Raw genomic sequence first — 18,133 nt, 5'->3', positions numbered from 1 at the left:
TGGCCGCGTGTCGCGGAATCAGTACGAGGAAGTTTTCGCGCTGGGCGAGCGGGTAGCCACATCAAGCGAAAATGATATCGGCTAAAGAACACTGAAAATCTATTGAAAATTGCATACCCTTATGAATAGGGTGCATGAATGCCCGACGGGATTGCCCTATGATCTGTCATGAATTGATTCACCTGATAAACTTTTCCGCATACAGCAATCTTTGATTAGCCTGCAATGCCACGCGACAACATCAATGACATTCTTGTGTTCCTCGCGGTAGCAAGAGAGCGCAGCTTTACCCGGGCGGCGGCCAAACTGGGCATGTCCCAGTCGGCCCTCAGCCACATCGTTCGTGATCTTGAGGCCCGATTGGGTGTGCGTTTATTATCAAGGACGACGCGCAGCGTCTCCCCCACTGAGGCCGGCGAACGGCTGATCGAGACAGTGGCACCGCGTCTGGAAGAGATTGACGCCGAAATCGCCGCCGTGAGCGAGCTTGGAGACAAGGCCAGCGGGACCATCCGAATCACCGCGATCGATCATGTGATCGACACCGTCCTATGGCCGCGCCTGGCGAAGATATTGCCGCAATACCCGGATCTGCGGATAGAAATCAGCTCCGACTACCGCATGGTCGACATTGCCGCCGAACGCTTCGATATCGGCGTGCGCTACGGGGATCAAGTCGAAAAGGACATGATCGCCGTGCGACTGACTCCCGACATCCCCATGATGATTGTCGGGTCTCCCGGCTATTTCGACCGGCGACCTATCCCGACATCGACTCGGGATTTGTTAAAACACAATTGCATCACGCTTCGCCTGTCCGGCAATGGCGGCATTTACGCGTGGGAGCTTAGGGACGGTGACCGCGACCTGGAAGCACGGGTCAGCGGCCAGGTTACATGCAACAGCGCGTATCAGATGCTTAATGCAGCCCTCAGCGGCTGTGGACTGGCCTTTATTCCAGAGGACATGGCCGGGCCTCACGTCCGGGATGGACGCCTGCTGAGCGTGATGGAGAACTGGTGCCCGGCGTTTCCGGGACTGCATGCGTATTATCCGAGCCGTCGGCAATCCTCTCGGGCATTGAAGCTAGTGATCGACGCGATTCGATACCACAGCTAGCGTCTGCGCCGCAGATGCATCATGCTCGCAAGCTTTTACGCCGTCTTTGAATAAGCTCTTTCGTCAGAACGTACGCATACACCATGGTTGTGGACACCTCGTTATGGCTCAGCAACTCTTGAACCGTATGGATCCATAGCTCGCTTTTCCCATTCGCGATATTCTTCATCCTATTTCATGTAAGGTCAGGCTTAAAAATGACCGCTTGTAAGATAAAAGCGCGAGTGGCTGAAGTGGTTGAGTCGAAACTTCTTAACTCGTCGTTCAATACGGTTTCTCGTGTTCGGCAGGATTGACCTGCATCCGTAAGTCCCTTATTAGGAGTTCATCATGACAAACGATACCGAGCTACGACATCTGCGCCGCTGCATCGAGCTGGCAACGGAGGCGCTGGAGGCAGGAGACGAGCCGTTCGGTTCTGTGCTGGTTGCCGCCGATGGGCGCGTCCTTGCCGAGGATCGCAACCGGGTAAGGACCCTGGGTGATTTAACTCGCCACCCTGAGTTCGAATTGGCGCGCTGGGCGGCGACCAATATGAACGCCGGGGAGCGAGCGACGGCGACTGTCTATACCTCGGGCGAGCACTGTCCGATGTGCTCCGCCGCACACGGCCTGGTCGGTCTTGGGCGCATTGTTTATGTAAGCTCGTCCGCACAACTGGATAACTGGCTTGCCGAGCTGGGCGTGCCGGCGTCGAACCGGATACGGACCTTTCCAATTCAGGAGATCGCGCCGAACATTGCCGTGGAGGGGCCGATCACAGGTCTCGCTGAGCAAGTTCGGGAGCTTCATCGGCGCCATCGGCGCAATAGCTAAAGCGTCCCGTCGGTAGTGTTAGAGGAAGGAATTTGAAAAACTCATCGGCGCAGCCATCGATAGCGGTGTGGACATTGGTGGCTTCAACCTTGAAGTGCAACAAGGCTAAGAGACCTAACCCGGGCATCGAGAACGACGGCTGCTACGCAGCTGCCCCTCGTTTTGCATCACAGTATTTCGAGTGACGTCTTTCATGTTCAATTGAATTCCCGTGGATATCCTGGAATTCAATATATGAATATGCCTTGTATTTCAACTTGTATGCGGTCTGGCCCGGAAGAGCTCAACCATCCAGTCCACAAACACGCGCACCCGCGTGCTCAGGTGCCGGTTCGGTGAATACACGATCGAAATCGGTATGACGTCGGCCGTCCAATCGACAAGTACCGGTATCAACCGCCCGGCATCGATATGTGACTGGACGATGAATGCCGGCATGTGCGCGATACCAAGCCCGGCTAGTGCGGCGGCAAGCAGGGCATTGCCGTCATTAACGGCGATGAAGTGCCGTCCCTTGACGGTCACACGTTCCCCGTCGCGCGCCAGTTCAATCGGCAGTTGTCGCCCGGACCCTGAGAAGAAATAACGCACCAGCATGTAATTATCGTCCAAGTCTCCAGGGTGGCTTGGCTTGCCGTGTTTCTTCAGATAGTCGGGTGTGGCGCAGGCGACAAAGGGAAGGTCGCCAACATGGCGCGCGATCAGTGACGGATCGGTCACCTTGCCTGCCCGAACTACACAGTCCACCCGCTCACTGATCAAATCCGCAGGCCTGTCGCTGACACCAATGTCAAGTTGCACATCAGGATAACGTGCATGAAACGCCGGCAGTGCCGGGATGACCAGTTGCGTAGCGGTTGCGGAGGCCATATCGACCCGCAGGCGTCCGCGCGGACTTGCCTGGGCATGCGCGAGTTCAGATTCAACCTCCTCCCATTCCTCCATGATGCGCGACATACGCTCGTAGTAGGCGGCACCATCATTAGTCATCGAAACACGCCGCGTCGTACGGTTAAGCAGCTTCGTACGCAGGTGTGCCTCGAGTGCCTGTACTTGCTTGGTGAGCGTGTTACGCGGCAAATCCAGTGAGGCGGCAGCTTTCACAAAGCTGCCGGATTCAACCACCCGGGTAAACGCGCGCACTGAGGCGAAGTAGTCCATCGACTGTCCTTTACGATCTTTTCGGCAGTTTATCCTCATTTCAGGAACACTGATGCCCAGTTCGGCATCTTTATCACGTTCATTCATGACTATAGACTGATCCCATCAAAAGTTGAAAGCGAAACCCACAAATTCGCTGGCCAGACAGGGCCATCCATATCGAGGCCCGTCGACATTAAAGGAGAGTCACCATGCAACAAGCGCGCGTTCGAATCTATGAAAACGGTGCACCGTCAGTCATGAAATATGAAGCATCGACAGTGGCCCTGGGCACACCTGGAACCGGACAAGTCCAGCTGGTCCATGAAGCCATTGGCGTCAACTTCGTCGATACCCTGTTCCGCAGCGGCGCGTTCGGCGTACCCCTGCCGTTCGATATGGGGGTCGAAGGCGCCGGCATCGTGGCGTCGGTCGGCAACGGTGTTGAAGGCTGGAAGGCCGGAGACCGTGCTGCTTACTTTTTCACGCCAGGAGCGTATTCCAATGCACGTCTGATCGATGCCAGTGTACTGGTCAAACTGCCGGAAGACATCGGCAGCGATCTGGCCGCAACGTTGCTGACCAAGGGACTGACCGCCTGGATGCTGATCAAGCATGTGCACAAGGTCAAACCAGGTGACATTGTCCTGGTACACGGCGCAGCTGGCGGTGTCGGTTCCCTGGTGGCGCAATGGGCAAAATCGCTTGGTGCGACTGTTATTGCCACAGTCGGCTCGCCATCCAAAGTACAGGGAGTTCGGGATCGCGGTATCAACCATGTGCTGACGACAAATGACCCTGAATTTCTGGCGAAGGTGAGTGCAATTGCCGAGTCCCGCGGTGTGGATGTGGTCTACGAGTTTGTCGGCAAGGCCACCTTTGCACTATCGACAGCTGTGCTGCGCTCTGGTGGCACGCTGGCACATGTAGGTAACGCGTCCGGAGCGCCTGCTGCTGCTGACAAGGCGGGACTGCCAGAGCGCGGTATCCGCTATGTGCAGCCCACCACATCCCAATATGTCGGCGAGCGCAGCAGCCTCGACGAAGCGAGCAATGACGTGTTCGCTGCATATCGCGCCGGTATCTTCGGCAGGGTTGAAGCAACACGATATGCGCTTTCCGATGTGGTGCGTGCACATGAAGACATCGCCTCTCGTCGTCTCGTCGGACCAGCCATCCTGATTCCCTAAATTAGGCGGCAACTTAACCTATCGAGTTTTATTTCTTAGATTAACGCAAACGGAACACATCATGACTGATCAAACCAAGCAAGCTTCTTACATTCCTTTTGTTGGCCGTACTTTCCTCGCTGCGATTTTTCTCATGAGCGGCGCCGGCAAGCTTGCGGCGCCCGTCGCCACCATGGACTATATCGCAGCGATGGGGCTGCCATTCCCTGTCGTGGGGTTGGCTGCCGCCATCGGTGTGGAACTGATCGGTGGCGTTCTGCTAGTGCTTGGTTACCAGACCCGATTAGCTGCACTGGTGCTAGCAGCATTCTCGATCGTGACGGGGCTGGTATTCCATAGCGCATTTGAAGACCAGAACCAGATGATCCACCTGCTGAAGAACTTCGCAATGGCCGGCGGTCTGCTGCAAGTGGCGGCATTTGGTGCAGGTACCTTTAGCCTGGATGCGCACCGCACTACCAGGCTTGCCGGATCGGCCGTCTGAAAAACTGCAAGCCGGGATAACACCCATATCGGCAATCCCGGTTTGCATCAGAGCATGTCATCCCATCGGCTCTCGATTTACCCTACACAGGAGAACAGACATGAGCATCGCAACAGATCTGCTGGAACAGCATATCCGTACCTAGCCCTGGACAATGCGCAGTGAATCGCCATGGTCGCGCGTGATCGGCGCTTTAATCATCACCGCGTAAACCGCCTTGTCATCCTGCCGCGGAACGTTAGGCGATCGTAGTCATCCACTCTTCCGTTAAGTAAAAAAGGCGAAATCAGAGACCGTGTGGAACACAGACTAGTTTCATACGGCGCCATTAGTAGCGAAACCGACATGTTTGATCGTTTTCCTCCGCGAGGTGCCGCGAGTACAAAACTGGTAAGCATCAATTTATTACATGACGCCGGCGTGGTGACGGATAATAACGGCCACATCATTTTGAGCACCGTTTTTGGAAATGCCCCATGGAAATTAAGGTCAACTTTCTCGATAAGCTTCGTCTTGAGGCCAAGTTCGATGATTTCACGGTCGTGGCCGACCAGCCTATCCGCTATAAGGGCGACGGCTCGGCGCCCGGCCCCTTCGATTACTTTCTGGCCTCATCGGCCTTGTGTGCGGCTTACTTTGTGAAGCTGTATTGCGTAACTCGCAACATTCCAACAGAAAATATCCGCCTGTCGCAGAACAATATTGTTGACCCGGAAAACCGTTACCAGCAGATTTTCAAGATACAGGTCGAGTTGCCATCCGATATCTCTGACAAAGACCGCCAAGGCATTTTGCGCTCCATTGATCGTTGTACGGTGAAGAAAGTAGTGCAAGCCGGACCCGAGTTTGTGATTGAAGAGGTAGAGAACCTGGATGCCGATGCGCAGTCGTTGCTGACGTTGAAGCCGGCTTCTGACGCCAGCACCTATATTGCCGGCAAGGATCTGCCATTGGAGCAAACCATCGCCAATATGTCGAGCGTTTTGGCGGGCTTGGGCATCAAGATTGAAATCGCTTCGTGGCGCAATATCGTTCCCAATGTGTGGTCCTTGCATATCCGCGATGCGCACTCGCCGATGTGTTTTACCAATGGCAAGGGAGCGACCAAGGAAAGCGCGCTGGCGTCGGCGTTGGGAGAGTATATCGAGCGGCTCAATAACAACCATTTCTACGCCGGTACGTTTTGGGGCGAAGACATCGCCAATGCGGCGTTCGTACATTACCCGAACGAGCGCTGGTTCAAGCCTGGCCCTGAAGATGCATTGCCGGCTGAGATTCTCGATGAATACTGCCTGCCTATTTACAATCCGGATGGCGAGTTACGTGGCTCGCACCTGATCGATACCAACTCGGGAAATGTGGAGCGCGGTATTTGTTCGCTACCGTATGTGCGGCAGTCGGACGGCAAAGTGGTGTATTTCCCGTCCAACCTGGTCGAAAACCTCTACGTCAGCAATGGCATGAGTGCTGGTAATACGCTGGCCGAAGCGCAAGTGCAATGCCTGTCCGAAATTTTTGAACGGGCGGTAAAGCGTGAGATTCTGGAAAGTGAAATCGCCTTACCGGATGTGCCGCACGAAGTGCTGGCGAAATACCCCGGCATTCTAGCCGGCATTCAGGGGTTGGAAGAGCAAGGCTTTCCGGTGCTGGTGAAGGATGCGTCGCTGGGTGGAATTTACCCGGTGATGTGCGTGACCTTGATGAACCCACGAACTGGCGGTGTCTTTGCTTCGTTCGGCGCGCACCCAAGCTTCGAGGTGGCGCTGGAACGGAGTCTGACAGAATTGCTACAGGGGCGCAGTTTTGAAGGCCTGAACGATTTGCCTCAGCCTACCTTTTCAAGTGAAGCCGTGACTGAGCCATACAATTTTGTCGAACACTTCATCGATTCCAGCGGTGTGGTGTCGTGGCGCTTTTTCAGCGCCAAAGCGAATTTCGATTTTGTCGAGTGGGATTTTTCTGGCCAGGGCGAGAATTCCAATGCCGAGGAAGCCGAGACCTTGCTTGGCATTCTTGAAGACATGGGCAAAGAGGTGTACATGGCGGTGTATGACCAGTTGGGTGCCGTCGCTTGCCGGATCTTGGTGCCCGGCTATTCGGAAGTTTATCCGGTCGAAGATCTGATCTGGGATAACACCAACAAGGCCTTGTTGTTCCGCGCCGATATTCTGAACCTGCATCGACTGGACGACGCAAGCCTGGAAGCGCTGCTTGAGCGTTTGAATAACAGTGAGCTCGATGAATACTCCGACATCGCCACGTTGATCGGCATCGAATTTGACGAGAATACGGACTGGGGGCAACTGACAGTTCTCGAGTTGAAACTGCTCATTCATCTCGCCTTACAACAATTTGAAGAGGCGCACGAACTGGTGGGCGCCTTCTTGCAGTACAACGACAACACGGTCGAGCGCAGATTGTTTTATCAAGCCTTGAACGTGGTGCTGGAGGTGCTGCTCGATGATGAGCTGGAACTGGACGATTACGTGGTCAATTTCCGCCGGATGTATGGCAATCCGCGGATGGATGCTGTGCTGGGTTCAGTGGACGGCAGCGTGCGTTTCTTTGGCCTGACGCCCACCAGTATGAAACTGGAGGGGCTCGACAGGCACCGCCGCCTGCTCGACAGCTACAAAAAAATGCATACGGCGCGGGCCAATGTAGCGGCCACAGCCAGTTAGGGTTACGAGTCATGGCTGGCTGCGGTAAGCCTGTCCCTGCAACCGGTGCCCGTATAATTTGAGCCATGCCGACTACTCTTTTCATAACAACAACAACGTCGGCAAAGGTTGCTTCCGTGCGGACCGGACCGCCGCGGTGCATGTCGGCATACCTCTTTATATAACTCATAACTAACCAGTTGCGCGAGAAGATAGGATGAGTCAGAGTCCCAAGCTACTGCGGCGATTGTTGCGTGCGAAAGATCGCATGGACGGGGCACCTCATGAAGAGTGGCCCGTTCACCGGTTAGCACAGGTGAGCGCGGTCTCTACCGCACACTTCGCTCGCGAGTTCAAGAAGGCTTTTGGCATCCCTCCACACCGCTACTTGCTTACGCGTCGTATCGAGCGTGCGACAGCGCTGCTCCGCGACACCGATCTCTCCATTACCGAAATCTCGCTCCGAACCGGCTGGAGCAGTCTTGGCACCTTTGGGCGCATCTTCCGCGACATCACCGGTGAGAGCCCGGGAGAGCTTCGAGCGCGCGAGCGCTCAGTTCCTCATTTGGGGCTCCATATGCCCGAGTGCGTCATGCGCAATGCACATCGGCCAGACCTCAATATCGCAGTTTTGGAGAAGCGGCGATTGAAAACTGCTGACAAACTGGAGCTCCAATCTATCTAAGGAGGTTCTATGACCCAAGGTGTCAATGTAGTCGGTCTGTATGTGCATGATCAAGATGAAGCGCTTGCGTTCTACGCCGAGAAGCTGGGGTTTCTTATCCACACCGACGTTCGTAACGGCGACTATCGCTGGCTGACGGTGCAGCATCCGAACCAGCCCTCGTTCCAGCTTGGATTGTGTAAACCGGGGCCGCCAGTGCATGACGCGGCAACCGCACAGACCTTGCAGGAGATCGTCGCCAAGGGAGCGATGCCGCCGCTAGTGCTCTTGGTGGACGACTGCCGTGCCGCTTACGAACGTCTGAGTAAGTGTGGCGTTGAATTCACGCAGGAGCCTGTGGATCGTTACGGCACTGTGGACGCAGGCTTTCGGGACCCTTCCGGTAATGGATGGAAAATGATCGAGGTTGCGGTCAAGCAGGAGCCGCAATGAACTGGGAACACTGGGCGCGACAGAGTCACCGCTGGCTGTCCATCGTTTTCACCGTGACTGTAATTGTTAACTTCGTGGCAAGGGCAGGGGAGCCGACCGAGCCGCCGCCGTGGATAACGTACGCGCCGTTGCCTCCGCTCTTTCTGCAATTATTTTCCGGCCTATACCTGTTCGCGCTGCCGTATACGACTAAGTGGCGAGGCAGGCCACACGCCTGACAATGCGTTTAATCTGTCGCCACTGCTTGGCAAGGATTAATTCAAACGTTCAGCGTCTGCTTACAGGAAAACGGATAGACGGCTATGGGTAGCGTCCGGTAGTTTGGAATGAGGGACCAGGGGCAGGAAAGCGGCGCAAAGCTGTCACTGTCTCCGAATCCTGGTGCGGCGTATGCGAGCCATAGCCAGCCATTCACCTGCAGTAATGAAGTATTGAGCGCAGTGCTTGGCCTGCTCATTTTGGATGGAGCGCTGTCGGCAAGAAGCGTCGTGGCGGGTATCATTGTGCTGCTGAAGGTCGTGCTCACGATGCGCTCGACTCATGCTGCGCCGAAGGGGAAAGTATTTAAGGGAGTTCTGATGAACCATTACGACTATATCGTCATCGGTGGCGGCAGTGGCGGCATCGCCTCGGTCAACCGGGCCGCCATGTACGGAAAGAAATGCGTCCTGATCGAAGCGGGGGAGATCGGCGGTACTTGCGTCAACGTAGGCTGTGTTCCCAAAAAAGTCATGTGGTATGCCGCTCACATTGCAGATGCGATTCATCAGTATGGCCCGGATTACGGGTTCGATACCATGGTGAACCGTTTCGACTGGTCCACGCTGGTGAAGAACCGCAGCGCCTACATCGAACGCATCCATGCCTCTTATGAGAGCGGCCTGGAGCGCAACAAGGTCGAAGTAATCAGGGGCTTTGCCAGCTTTGTCGATACCCGCACCATCGACGTGGGCGGCCAGCGGATGACGGCCGATCACATTCTGATCGCCACCGGCACCCGTCCTGTTCGTCCCGATATCCCGGGCGCCGAGTACGGCTTGGATTCCGATGGATTCTTTGCCCTTGCGGCGTTGCCAAAGCGCACCGCTGTCGTGGGCGGTGGCTACATTGCAGTCGAACTGGCTGGCGTGCTTCATGCCCTAGGCTCTGAAACAGACTTGTTCGTGCGCCACGAGGCGCCGCTTCGCCACATGGATCCGATCTTGAGCGAGGCCCTGGTGCAGGCGATGAAGACGGACGGTCCGACGCTACATCGTCACTCGGTTCCGACGGCTGTCACCAAGAACAGCGACGGCAGCCTGACCCTTGAGCTTGAAAACGGCCGGAGCCGCACCGTAGATTGCGTAGTCTGGGCGATCGGCCGCGATCCCGACACGGCCGGACTGCACCCAGAAGCCGCCGGAGTGGCACTGGATTCCGACGGCCACATCGTGGTGGACAAGTATCAGAACACCAGCGTCAACGGCATCTACGCCGTAGGGGACGTCACTGGACTGCTGAATCTGACGCCCGTTGCGGTTGCTGCCGGCCGACGCCTGTCCGAGCGCCTGTTCAACGACAAGCCAGATGAACATCTTGATTATGAGAACGTCCCGACCGTGGTATTCAGCCATCCTCCTATCGGAACTGTCGGTCTCAGTGAACCGGAAGCTCGCCTGCGTTTCGGTGATGGACACGTAAAGGTTTATCAGACCTCCTTCACCGCCATGTACACCGCCGTCACGCAGCATCGGCAGCCGGCGAGCATGAAACTCGTATGCGTTGGGCCTGCCGAGCGTGTAGTTGGCATTCATGGCATTGGACACGGCATGGACGAAATCTTGCAGGGCTTTGCCGTTGCTCTGAAAATGGGCGCTACCAAGAAGGACTTGGATGACACCGTTGCGATCCATCCTACTGCGGCAGAGGAGTTTGTGACGATGCGCTGACGAGCATCGCGCAGTCGGCGGTTGTTGCCACAGGATATAGGCGTCTTTCGCCCATGCGAAGTTTCAATGTTGTTGGAATGTCATATCAGCTCAGATAGATGTCAACTTTGGATGCAACGACGGACGTCGGCAAAGGGACGTCTCCCGCGGTCAGTACCAGAACGGTGGCCGACTACAATCCGCCGCGGAGCCGTCATTGCCAAGAGTCGCTTCTCGGACGCATGTCGGCCATTTCCGATCATCTGACAGTTTGTCGCAGCAATCGAAAGCAGACATTGGCGGTAATACGCCAGAGCAGTAAACTCTATGCATCCTCTGAAGTTCACTTTCCTTACTGAAAACCAACATTCGGTGGTCCAGCAGGGTCCGTATAATTAAGACTATGTTGAAAAACTCTTTTCAGAACAATAGGTTGGCCGCGAATTGCTCCGGTGCTTATCAGCCTGCTGCCGTGCATATCAGCAGAGCGTGCCATATAAGTACCAGTTAGGCACCTAATGAAAAGTTTGCCAACTCCCACGGGATTACTATCCTTTGTTACTTTTACGGTGTTCACCATTGCTGGAGGCAATATATTTGCAGCTACAACTGAGAGTGTATCCTCAACACTTGAAGTTGAGGTCCATCGCATGATGGACGCTTTGGGGTGGCCTCGAATGGTAAACATTTCCCTGCAGCGAGGTGACATTCAAAGACGCGGGAGGGCTAGATTTGGAATTCAATCTTCAGACCCACTAGGTCAGTGCTTTGATGAAAAGTACACACCAGAGCGGGTGCTGGAGCGAGTATCGGCAGGATATCAGCAAGTTTATTCCGATCCAAAGGTGGTGTCTGAAATTACGAGATACGCACTAGAGCCTGGTTTCAGGAAAATCTTGGACAAGATCGCCAATAGGTCGCCGGCTGTAGGTGCAAAGGCTGCGTACGAGGAGCATAAAATTTCGCCGCTCGACTCCTTAACAGAAGACGAAAAGCTAGAGTTCAGTGAATTCGCGAATAGCATCGCGGGCAAAGCCTATCTTGGAACGCGCGAAGCTCAATTAAAAGTACATCAAGCGGAATTCACTATGCTGGCAGATCAAATCATGAAAGAGTGCAAGTGATGAACATTCCTAACTTGGCTATGAACTCAGGCGGCTTTGCCGCTGGTTATCCGAGACGTTATACGCATTGAGAACGAAACCAATGAACAGCGCGAACTTATCCGAATACTGGAGCCATCTAGAACAGACTGAGATAGGTTGGGTGCATCCAGAGGATAGGATGCTGCTTGAAAGCGAACCCAATACATTTAATCTTGACTATCCACCGCCTGCGTTTATCGGCGACGTATCTACTGCAGTGGTAATAGTCTTAGCAGCAAATGGTGGCTACGACCCGACTATAACATCGCGAGAGTTTTCGAGTCCCGCTGTCAGCCAGCGGTATCTCGACAGGCTTGCGCGGCCCGCTGATGCCGACTGGTCTGAAGTGGCTCCCTACTATCAAGGCATCAACTACGCCGATTTGCTACTTAGCGGTAAGGCTGCAATTGTCAATGCGTGTGCCTACCGGAGTAGAAAAATAAGTGAGGAGCCTGAGAACAGGCGGCTGATCAAAAAGCTTCCGTCGGCGCGCTTCAATAGGCAATGGTTGCTTGAAGCTGTGCTGCCTGATGCAAACCAAGGAAAGCGGCTGATAGTGGGAAAGAGGCATGGCCTCTGGGATCTACCTGCAGAAGTTAGATCTAGTTTGGGATTTGTCGCCGACCCTGCGCCTGTTTCTCCTCACTTGTCCGGGGTGGTATTGGATCGCATCAAGATGGCAGCAAAATGAATGCAGGAATGTGTATAACAAGCCCATGCACCCGACGTGCGAAGACGCGCGCGCGTGATGGCAGACGTTAAATTTCTTATGAAACCCAAAGAACTTGTTGCAGCATGGGTAGACGCATTCAACCGTGCGGATGTTGATGCCCTGGTTTCGTTTTACAGTAAAGACGCAATAAATCATCAGGTTGCAGAATCGCCTGTTGAAGGTAGAGAGGCTATACGCAAAATGTTCGCAGACGGCTTTGCCTCCGCCACAATGGTTTGCCTGATAGAGAACCTGTTCGAGGATGGTGAATGGGCGATACTTGAATGGCGGGACCCGTTAGGATTAAGAGGATGTGGCTTCTTTCACATCCGGGACGGGAGGATTGTCTTTCAGCGAGGCTACTGGGATAAGCTTACCTTTCTTAGAACGCAAGGCTTGCCCATCCCAAAGGACGCATAGCGCCCATAGTAAGATTAACTTGTTATTCGCGTCGTACAGCTTCGCTGTCTGTCAACTTCAATACAGCGGGGTGCAAAGCGGTGTGCTCTCTGCCAAAGTAGACGATCGGTCGAACATTTACTTGGTTTAAAAACATTCGGTCAATGTGCCCTTGGCAGATAGTGTGCGTCAAGCCCGATTCTCACCGGTCAGTCTGCCAGACGATAGGAGGAAAGTTGCGACTCTGTCGCAGTTACCTCTCTTCAAGATAGTCCAGCGCAAGCAGAGTGAGACTCTTGACACCAATCGCCAATGCCGCTTCATCAAAATCGAAAATTGGTGAATGATTCGGGCCGACGTTTCGATCCTTCGGCTTCCCGCCGAGCATGAAGAAAAAGCCAGGTGCCACTTTCTGAAACTCTGAGAAATCTTCTGAGCCGGTTACCAGCGGTATTTCGACGGTGCGCGTGACTTTGCCGAGTACCGGGACCATGGCCGCGGTCAATGCCGCGTCATTGACCGTGACACTGTATTCGGACGGGCCGAAGCTGACTTCAGCTTTCGCGCCGTTCGCTGCGGCAGTAGACTGAGCGATGAGCTGAATCCGCTGCTTCGCGTCAGCACGCATTTTTTCGTCATACGTGCGCAGGGTGCCGAGCATTTCGACCGACTCCGGCACGATGTTCTCACGGTTTCCGCCATTGATTGCACCAATGGATAGTACCGCCGGCTGAGTTGTGATGTTGAGCTGTCGGCTTACCACCGTCTGCAGGGCATTAATCATTTGTGCGGAGGTCACAATCGGATCAACGCCTTCCCAAGGCATGGCGCCGTGTGTCTGCTTGCCGTTGACGTGGATGCGCACGCTGTCGGCGCCGGCCATGGTCGGTCCGCTTCGCCATCCGATCACGCCCGATGGAATCAAGGAAGATATGTGGAGACCAAAGATTGCGTCCACCTTCGGCTTGTCCATCACACCGTCTGCAATCATCGCCCGGGCTCCCCAAAGCTGTCCCTGCTTTTCAGGAAGTTGGGAAAAGCCTTCTTCCGCAGGCTGGAAGATAAATTTTACACTTCCCCGGATCTGGCCCTTCATTCCAGCCATGACTTCCGCCACGCCCATCAGAATTGCGGTGTGTGCGTCGTGTCCGCACCCGTGCATCACCGGACTGTCCTTGCCCATATGCTTTGCAATTACCTTGGACGCGAACGGCAGACCCGTCGCTTCGAAGATTGGCAGTGCATCCATGTCGGCTCGTAGGGCCACAACCTTGCCCGGCTGCTCCCCTTTAAGCAGTCCCACTACGCCATGTCCGCCGATCCCTGTGGTCACTTCCATGCCAAGTTTCTTCAGATGGGCGGCAACCAATGCTGCCGTCCGAGCCTCTTGGCCTGATAGTTCAGGATGTTGATGGATATCGCGCCGCCAACCGATGACACGTTGTTCGACTCGCGCCACGCGCTCGTCAACTGCAACACTGATCCCCCTGTTATCTCCAGCAGCGAAGGAGGCGGTCCCTCCGGCGAACATTGCGGCAACGACTGTTAGTTTAATGCCGGTAACAAAGATTGTTTTTTTCATGTGTATGTTGTTAGAGAAATTTGCCAAAATTTCCGGATGATCAAAAGTGACGGGCAGATGTCACCGGCCTGAATGCAGAAACAGTACAATGGCCGTTAGCCGCAGACATTCAACTAGTTGAAGAAATGAGAAAAAACTCACCTACCGAGATCAAGGCGCTGCAGCAGCGAATGTTAGAGCGATGCCGGATTGATCCGGCAAGCTTCGAGAGAACGATGCAGTCCCTTGCTACCCTTGGCGAGCCCGTTACGTTCACCAAAGGTGCGTTCCTGCAGCGCCAGGGAGAATTGGCGCGGTCTTACTACTGGATCACGCAAGGCGTGGCAAGAACCGCCTTCATCAATTCGGCGGGTCGGGAAGTAACGCTGCGGTTTGCGGTTGAAAGTGAAATCGCCGGCGCGCACGAAGACTTGCTCAGGGCCGAACAAGGCCTGTCAGCGCTTTCCTTTGTAGTTGCCGAACAAGTCTTGACGGCCTTCAGATTCGACTGGGCTCGTGTGCGTAGACTTGAGCTTGAAGGTCGCTTGCCCTTGGACCTACTGATGCGTGTTGCAGAATACAACCTGCGCAAGCAGGCGAACCGCAGCTACCTCGCCGGACTCCCAAGTGCGCGCGAAAAGCTGACGGCGTTCAGAAACGACTACCCTGGACTAGAGACGCGCATCACTAAGAGGAGCATCGCGTCGTATCTTGATGTCACTCCGCAGTACCTGTCGCAACTCTTACGTGCTACTGAGGGCGGCCCGTGTTGAATTGAACTGCAATGGACGGTTTCAAGCAGGCTGGGATGTTTGCTCCACGCTCGCGATCGGTAGTTATGGGAGTGGAGCAAGCCGGACGCTTTTCCTGACACGGTGACGTGGTTACGGCAATGGCTGCGCAAAAAAGTACATGGTCAGAAGGCGCAGAGGCAGGGCTTATCCACGCTTGCATCTTTACGGGTACGTCGGGCGCGTACGCCTAGTTGCCTCGTAGGTGTGGTGCGGCGTGCATAAAGGCGTGATGTACTGTCCTAGAGCCGAATGTGAGAGACCTGTATATCCAGTTCGATGAGAGAGGGTACACAGGGATGGCGGACGCTACCAAGGCACCGTCGATCAGGAGGAACGGCTTCCAGGTAAACCAACCATAAAGCTACTGCACCACATCGTTACTCTAATGAAGATTCACAGTTTGTATATGCGGTAACGGCGCCTGGTTACAGAAAAATGAACTCCGAAGCGTTGGCGAGGCGTCGCTCCTATTTTCTGTCATTCCTTTCCCGCGCCGTTAAAAGCTGACCTCGGATTTCACCGGCGGGAAATTTCGTGGAATGAACATTGCCATAGCCTGTATGTGTCTTCAGGGCGGTAACCAGGGCGGTGAAATCACCAGCCGATACGTTTTGCGGAGCCTGTGCCACGACACCCTCCGCAGTAATGGTGCCGCTAATCGTGCCTTCAACCTCCGGGCAGGCGGGAGTACCGGCAGGGCCGTTGCCCAAATTGGAGCACAGAAATGCGATTACGCCGCCAGCAACATGCTTTTTGCCAAAGTGAATATGGGCTTGAGTTACCGGACTTGTAAGGCCCGAATAGGACAGCGTGTATTGAATTGTTCCAGCGCCCTCATTAATTGAGACATCGAGTTGTCCGGATCCTGGAGAAAAGATGGCTAGAGGAACTTCATTAACTCCACTTAAGCGGGCAGAAAGATTACTTCCCGAGTCATTCTCCGCGCTTACCATGCCGGTACAGAGGTAACCAGCTACAAACAGCGTTCCAATGAGCTTGCGTTTCATGTCACACCTCTTCTTTCTGTGTTAGTCGTTTTTCTGATCCACCTTCTGCAACCAGGTGAGCTCCTTAGACTCGGGTTGCGATATCAGCTTAATCACTAACAGAGGCAGATTCCAGAGATAGCTCAACACGGTGTCGCCGGATTGCCGGTCAAATTTTTCTCTTTCCGTCGTACATGGTCGATGATTATCTCCATTGCATTGCCGTCTGGCACGTCAGTGCCTGCTAATTCACCGCGCAGCTCAGCCTGCTGAAGCAAATGATCCTGCTCTGTTGACACTGGTCTGTTTTTGACTGGTCCAGATTTTCACCTAAAGCCGGCTTTATGCCGGCTTTAAATTTTGCGCGTATGGCTACGCGCTCAATGCAGGCAGTTTAAGTTTGCCGACGGATAATGTTGCAGCGGGATCTGCTTCCCGCTCACAGTTGGGTGACGTGACCTGCCGATAAAGTTTTTCTGATCCCGATCAATGAGGATAAACATACTCCGTTGACAGTGACCGGCCGCGGCGCGCAGGCTTCAATATGGCTCGGCCAGCTTGGCCGGAAGCCGTTCTCCTCGTCTCTATCCTCTCGGCTCCCTCGGCATTTCGCACTTCTTTTGCACAAGGAACTATCATGCTGCAAACATTGCGTCCCGATCCCACATTTCATCCTTCGGCGCGGTTGGCGATGGAAGCGGAACCTGAACATATTGCCTATACCGTGCTTCTGTCACCAGATCGTTCGCGGCCGGATGCCTTAGCCGTCATCGACGTCAATCCGCAAAGCGAGACGTATGGCTCAGTGGCAAACCAACTCGTGATGCCATACGCCGGCGACGAATTTCATCACTTTGGGTGGAATGCCTGCAGTTCTGCTCTTTCCCCAATGTCAGGTCATGCCTTTCTGCAACGCAGGTATCTCATCATTCCCGGTATTCGCTCGTCACGCATCTACATCGTAGATACCCAGCCTGACCCGAAAGCCCCTAAACTGGTCAAAACAATTGAACCCGACGAGATAACGCGCAAGACCGGGTACTCACGTCCCCACACCGTACATTGCGGACCGGAAGGCATATACATCAGCACATTGGGTGGGGCCGGCATGGACGGCACACAGGGACCGCCGGGTGTATTCATCATGGACTGTGAAACCTTTGAGATCCTTGGACGTTGGGAAATTGACCGGGGGCCACAAAAACTGCACTACGATTTCTGGTGGAATCTGCCACGTGACTATATGGTGTCGAGTGAATGGGGCTTGCCGCCGCAGTTTGAGAACGGCATCGTTGCGGAAGACCTGCTGGCCAACAAATACGGTCACTCGGTGCATTTCTGGAGCCTGCGCGAGCGCAAGCATCTTCAGACTATCGATCTCGGTGCGAATCACCAGATGGCGCTCGAGATTCGCCCGGCACACGATCCCACACGGGAATACGGCTTTCTTGGCGTAGTTGTCGATACTACCAATCTGGAAGGATCAATCTGGACCTGGTATCGCGAAAATGGCAAATTCCAGATCAGGAAGACTGCTACGATTCCGCCCGAACCGGCTGACGCGGGGCAGCTTCCGACGCTGCTGAAAGGCTTTGGCGCGGTGCCGCCGCTGATCAGTGACATCGACCTTTCTCTCGATGACCGCTTCCTGTATGTCGCGTGCTGGGGGACCGGAGAGCTGCGGCAATATGACGTAACCGACCCGATGAAACCGGCGCTGGCAGGCAGCGTGCGCATCGGCGGCATCGCGCAGCATGCAAAGCACCCGAACGGTCGGCCATACGGCGGCGGCCCGCAGATGACTGAAATCAGCCGGGATGGCGAGCGCGTGTATTTCACCAACTCGCTCTACAGCAGTTGGGATACGCAGTTTTATCCGGACGGTGTACCGGGCGTGCAGCTGATGTGCAATGTCGGCGAAAGCGGTGGCATCGAACTCGACCCATCGTTTTATGTTGACTTTGGGTCCCATTACGCCGCGCACCAGATCCGCCTTCAAGGCGGTGACTGCTCAACCGATTCGTTCTGCTATCCCTCAGTTTGAACACAACTGCGCTCTGGCTAATAGTTGTTGTGCTTGGTTTCTATCATGGCATCAACCCG

16 protein-coding genes are annotated in these 18,133 nt (G+C 54.7%); 13 read left to right on the top strand and 3 right to left on the bottom strand.

All coding sequences use genetic code 11. The features are described 5' to 3' along the window. Nucleotides 1–225: 225 nt before the first annotated feature. Nucleotides 226–1,119: a LysR family transcriptional regulator gene (locus tag ACFQUU_RS13580; protein ID WP_382247905.1), complete on the top strand. Its 894-nt coding sequence runs from the start codon at nt 226–228 to the stop codon at nt 1,117–1,119. 330 nt (nt 1,120–1,449) lie between these two features. Next, nucleotides 1,450–1,935 carry a nucleoside deaminase gene (locus tag ACFQUU_RS13575; RefSeq protein ID WP_382247903.1) on the top strand — a complete coding sequence of 162 codons (486 nt, stop codon included), beginning with the start codon at nt 1,450–1,452 and terminating at the stop codon, nt 1,933–1,935. 252 nt (nt 1,936–2,187) lie between these two features. On the opposite strand, the gene ACFQUU_RS13570 is transcribed toward ACFQUU_RS13575, so the two are convergent. Then, nucleotides 2,188–3,096, bottom strand: coding sequence for a LysR substrate-binding domain-containing protein (locus ACFQUU_RS13570; RefSeq protein ID WP_382247902.1), 909 nt, complete (start codon nt 3,094–3,096; stop codon nt 2,188–2,190). Between the two features lie 191 nt (nt 3,097–3,287). Here ACFQUU_RS13570 and ACFQUU_RS13565 point away from each other — a divergent pair, with 191 nt between their 5' ends. The 9 genes from ACFQUU_RS13565 (at nt 3,288) to ACFQUU_RS13525 (ending at nt 12,710) form a co-directional block, all read left to right on the top strand. Beyond that, nucleotides 3,288–4,265: a quinone oxidoreductase family protein gene (locus ACFQUU_RS13565; RefSeq protein WP_382247900.1), complete on the top strand. Its 978-nt coding sequence runs from the start codon at nt 3,288–3,290 to the stop codon at nt 4,263–4,265. Between the two features lie 61 nt (nt 4,266–4,326). Continuing rightward, nucleotides 4,327–4,749, top strand: a complete 423-nt coding sequence (locus tag ACFQUU_RS13560; RefSeq protein ID WP_382247898.1) for a DoxX family protein — start codon at nt 4,327–4,329, stop codon at nt 4,747–4,749. A gap of 476 nt (nt 4,750–5,225) precedes the next feature. Continuing rightward, a complete protein-coding gene (locus tag ACFQUU_RS13555) occupies nt 5,226–7,430 on the top strand; it encodes an OsmC domain/YcaO domain-containing protein (protein ID WP_382247897.1) in 2,205 nt (734 codons plus the stop codon). A gap of 196 nt (nt 7,431–7,626) precedes the next feature. Next, nucleotides 7,627–8,094, top strand: coding sequence for a helix-turn-helix domain-containing protein (locus ACFQUU_RS13550; RefSeq protein ID WP_382247896.1), 468 nt, complete (start codon nt 7,627–7,629; stop codon nt 8,092–8,094). Nucleotides 8,095–8,103: 9 nt separating this feature from the next. Further along, a complete protein-coding gene (locus ACFQUU_RS13545; protein WP_382247894.1) occupies nt 8,104–8,526 on the top strand; it encodes a VOC family protein in 423 nt (140 codons plus the stop codon). A gap of 578 nt (nt 8,527–9,104) precedes the next feature. Beyond that, nucleotides 9,105–10,454: a glutathione-disulfide reductase gene (gorA, locus tag ACFQUU_RS13540; RefSeq protein ID WP_382248005.1), complete on the top strand. Its 1,350-nt coding sequence runs from the start codon at nt 9,105–9,107 to the stop codon at nt 10,452–10,454. Between the two features lie 497 nt (nt 10,455–10,951). Next, entirely contained in the window at nt 10,952–11,557 is a 606-nt protein-coding gene (locus tag ACFQUU_RS13535; protein ID WP_382247892.1) for a hypothetical protein, read from the top strand. A gap of 82 nt (nt 11,558–11,639) precedes the next feature. After that, nucleotides 11,640–12,269, top strand: coding sequence for a hypothetical protein (locus tag ACFQUU_RS13530; protein WP_382247890.1), 630 nt, complete (start codon nt 11,640–11,642; stop codon nt 12,267–12,269). A gap of 78 nt (nt 12,270–12,347) precedes the next feature. After that, nucleotides 12,348–12,710, top strand: coding sequence for a nuclear transport factor 2 family protein (locus tag ACFQUU_RS13525; RefSeq protein ID WP_382248003.1), 363 nt, complete (start codon nt 12,348–12,350; stop codon nt 12,708–12,710). 232 nt (nt 12,711–12,942) lie between these two features. On the opposite strand, the gene ACFQUU_RS13520 is transcribed toward ACFQUU_RS13525, so the two are convergent. Next, entirely contained in the window at nt 12,943–14,271 is a 1,329-nt protein-coding gene (locus ACFQUU_RS13520; protein ID WP_382247888.1) for an amidohydrolase, read from the bottom strand. A gap of 215 nt (nt 14,272–14,486) precedes the next feature. Between ACFQUU_RS13520 and ACFQUU_RS13515 the strand changes: the two genes are divergently transcribed. Beyond that, entirely contained in the window at nt 14,487–15,023 is a 537-nt protein-coding gene (locus ACFQUU_RS13515) for a Crp/Fnr family transcriptional regulator (protein ID WP_382247886.1), read from the top strand. A 488-nt stretch (nt 15,024–15,511) separates the two neighbouring features. Here the strand turns inward: ACFQUU_RS13515 and ACFQUU_RS13510 are convergent, their stop codons facing one another. Beyond that, complete coding sequence (locus tag ACFQUU_RS13510) at nt 15,512–16,051, bottom strand: CHRD domain-containing protein (RefSeq protein WP_382247884.1); 540 nt, start codon at nt 16,049–16,051, stop codon at nt 15,512–15,514. 616 nt (nt 16,052–16,667) lie between these two features. On the opposite strand from ACFQUU_RS13510, the gene ACFQUU_RS13505 reads away from it, so the two are divergent. After that, a complete protein-coding gene (locus tag ACFQUU_RS13505) occupies nt 16,668–18,074 on the top strand; it encodes a selenium-binding protein SBP56-related protein (protein ID WP_382247882.1) in 1,407 nt (468 codons plus the stop codon). Nucleotides 18,075–18,133 lie beyond the last annotated feature (59 nt).

Origin of the sequence: Herbaspirillum sp. GCM10030257, assembly GCF_042666555.1 — a bacterium.
Classification (GTDB): Bacteria; Pseudomonadota; Gammaproteobacteria; order Burkholderiales; family Burkholderiaceae_D; genus Noviherbaspirillum.
Note: the sequence above shows the minus strand (reverse complement) of the source record. Positions and strands in the feature narration are given on the sequence as shown.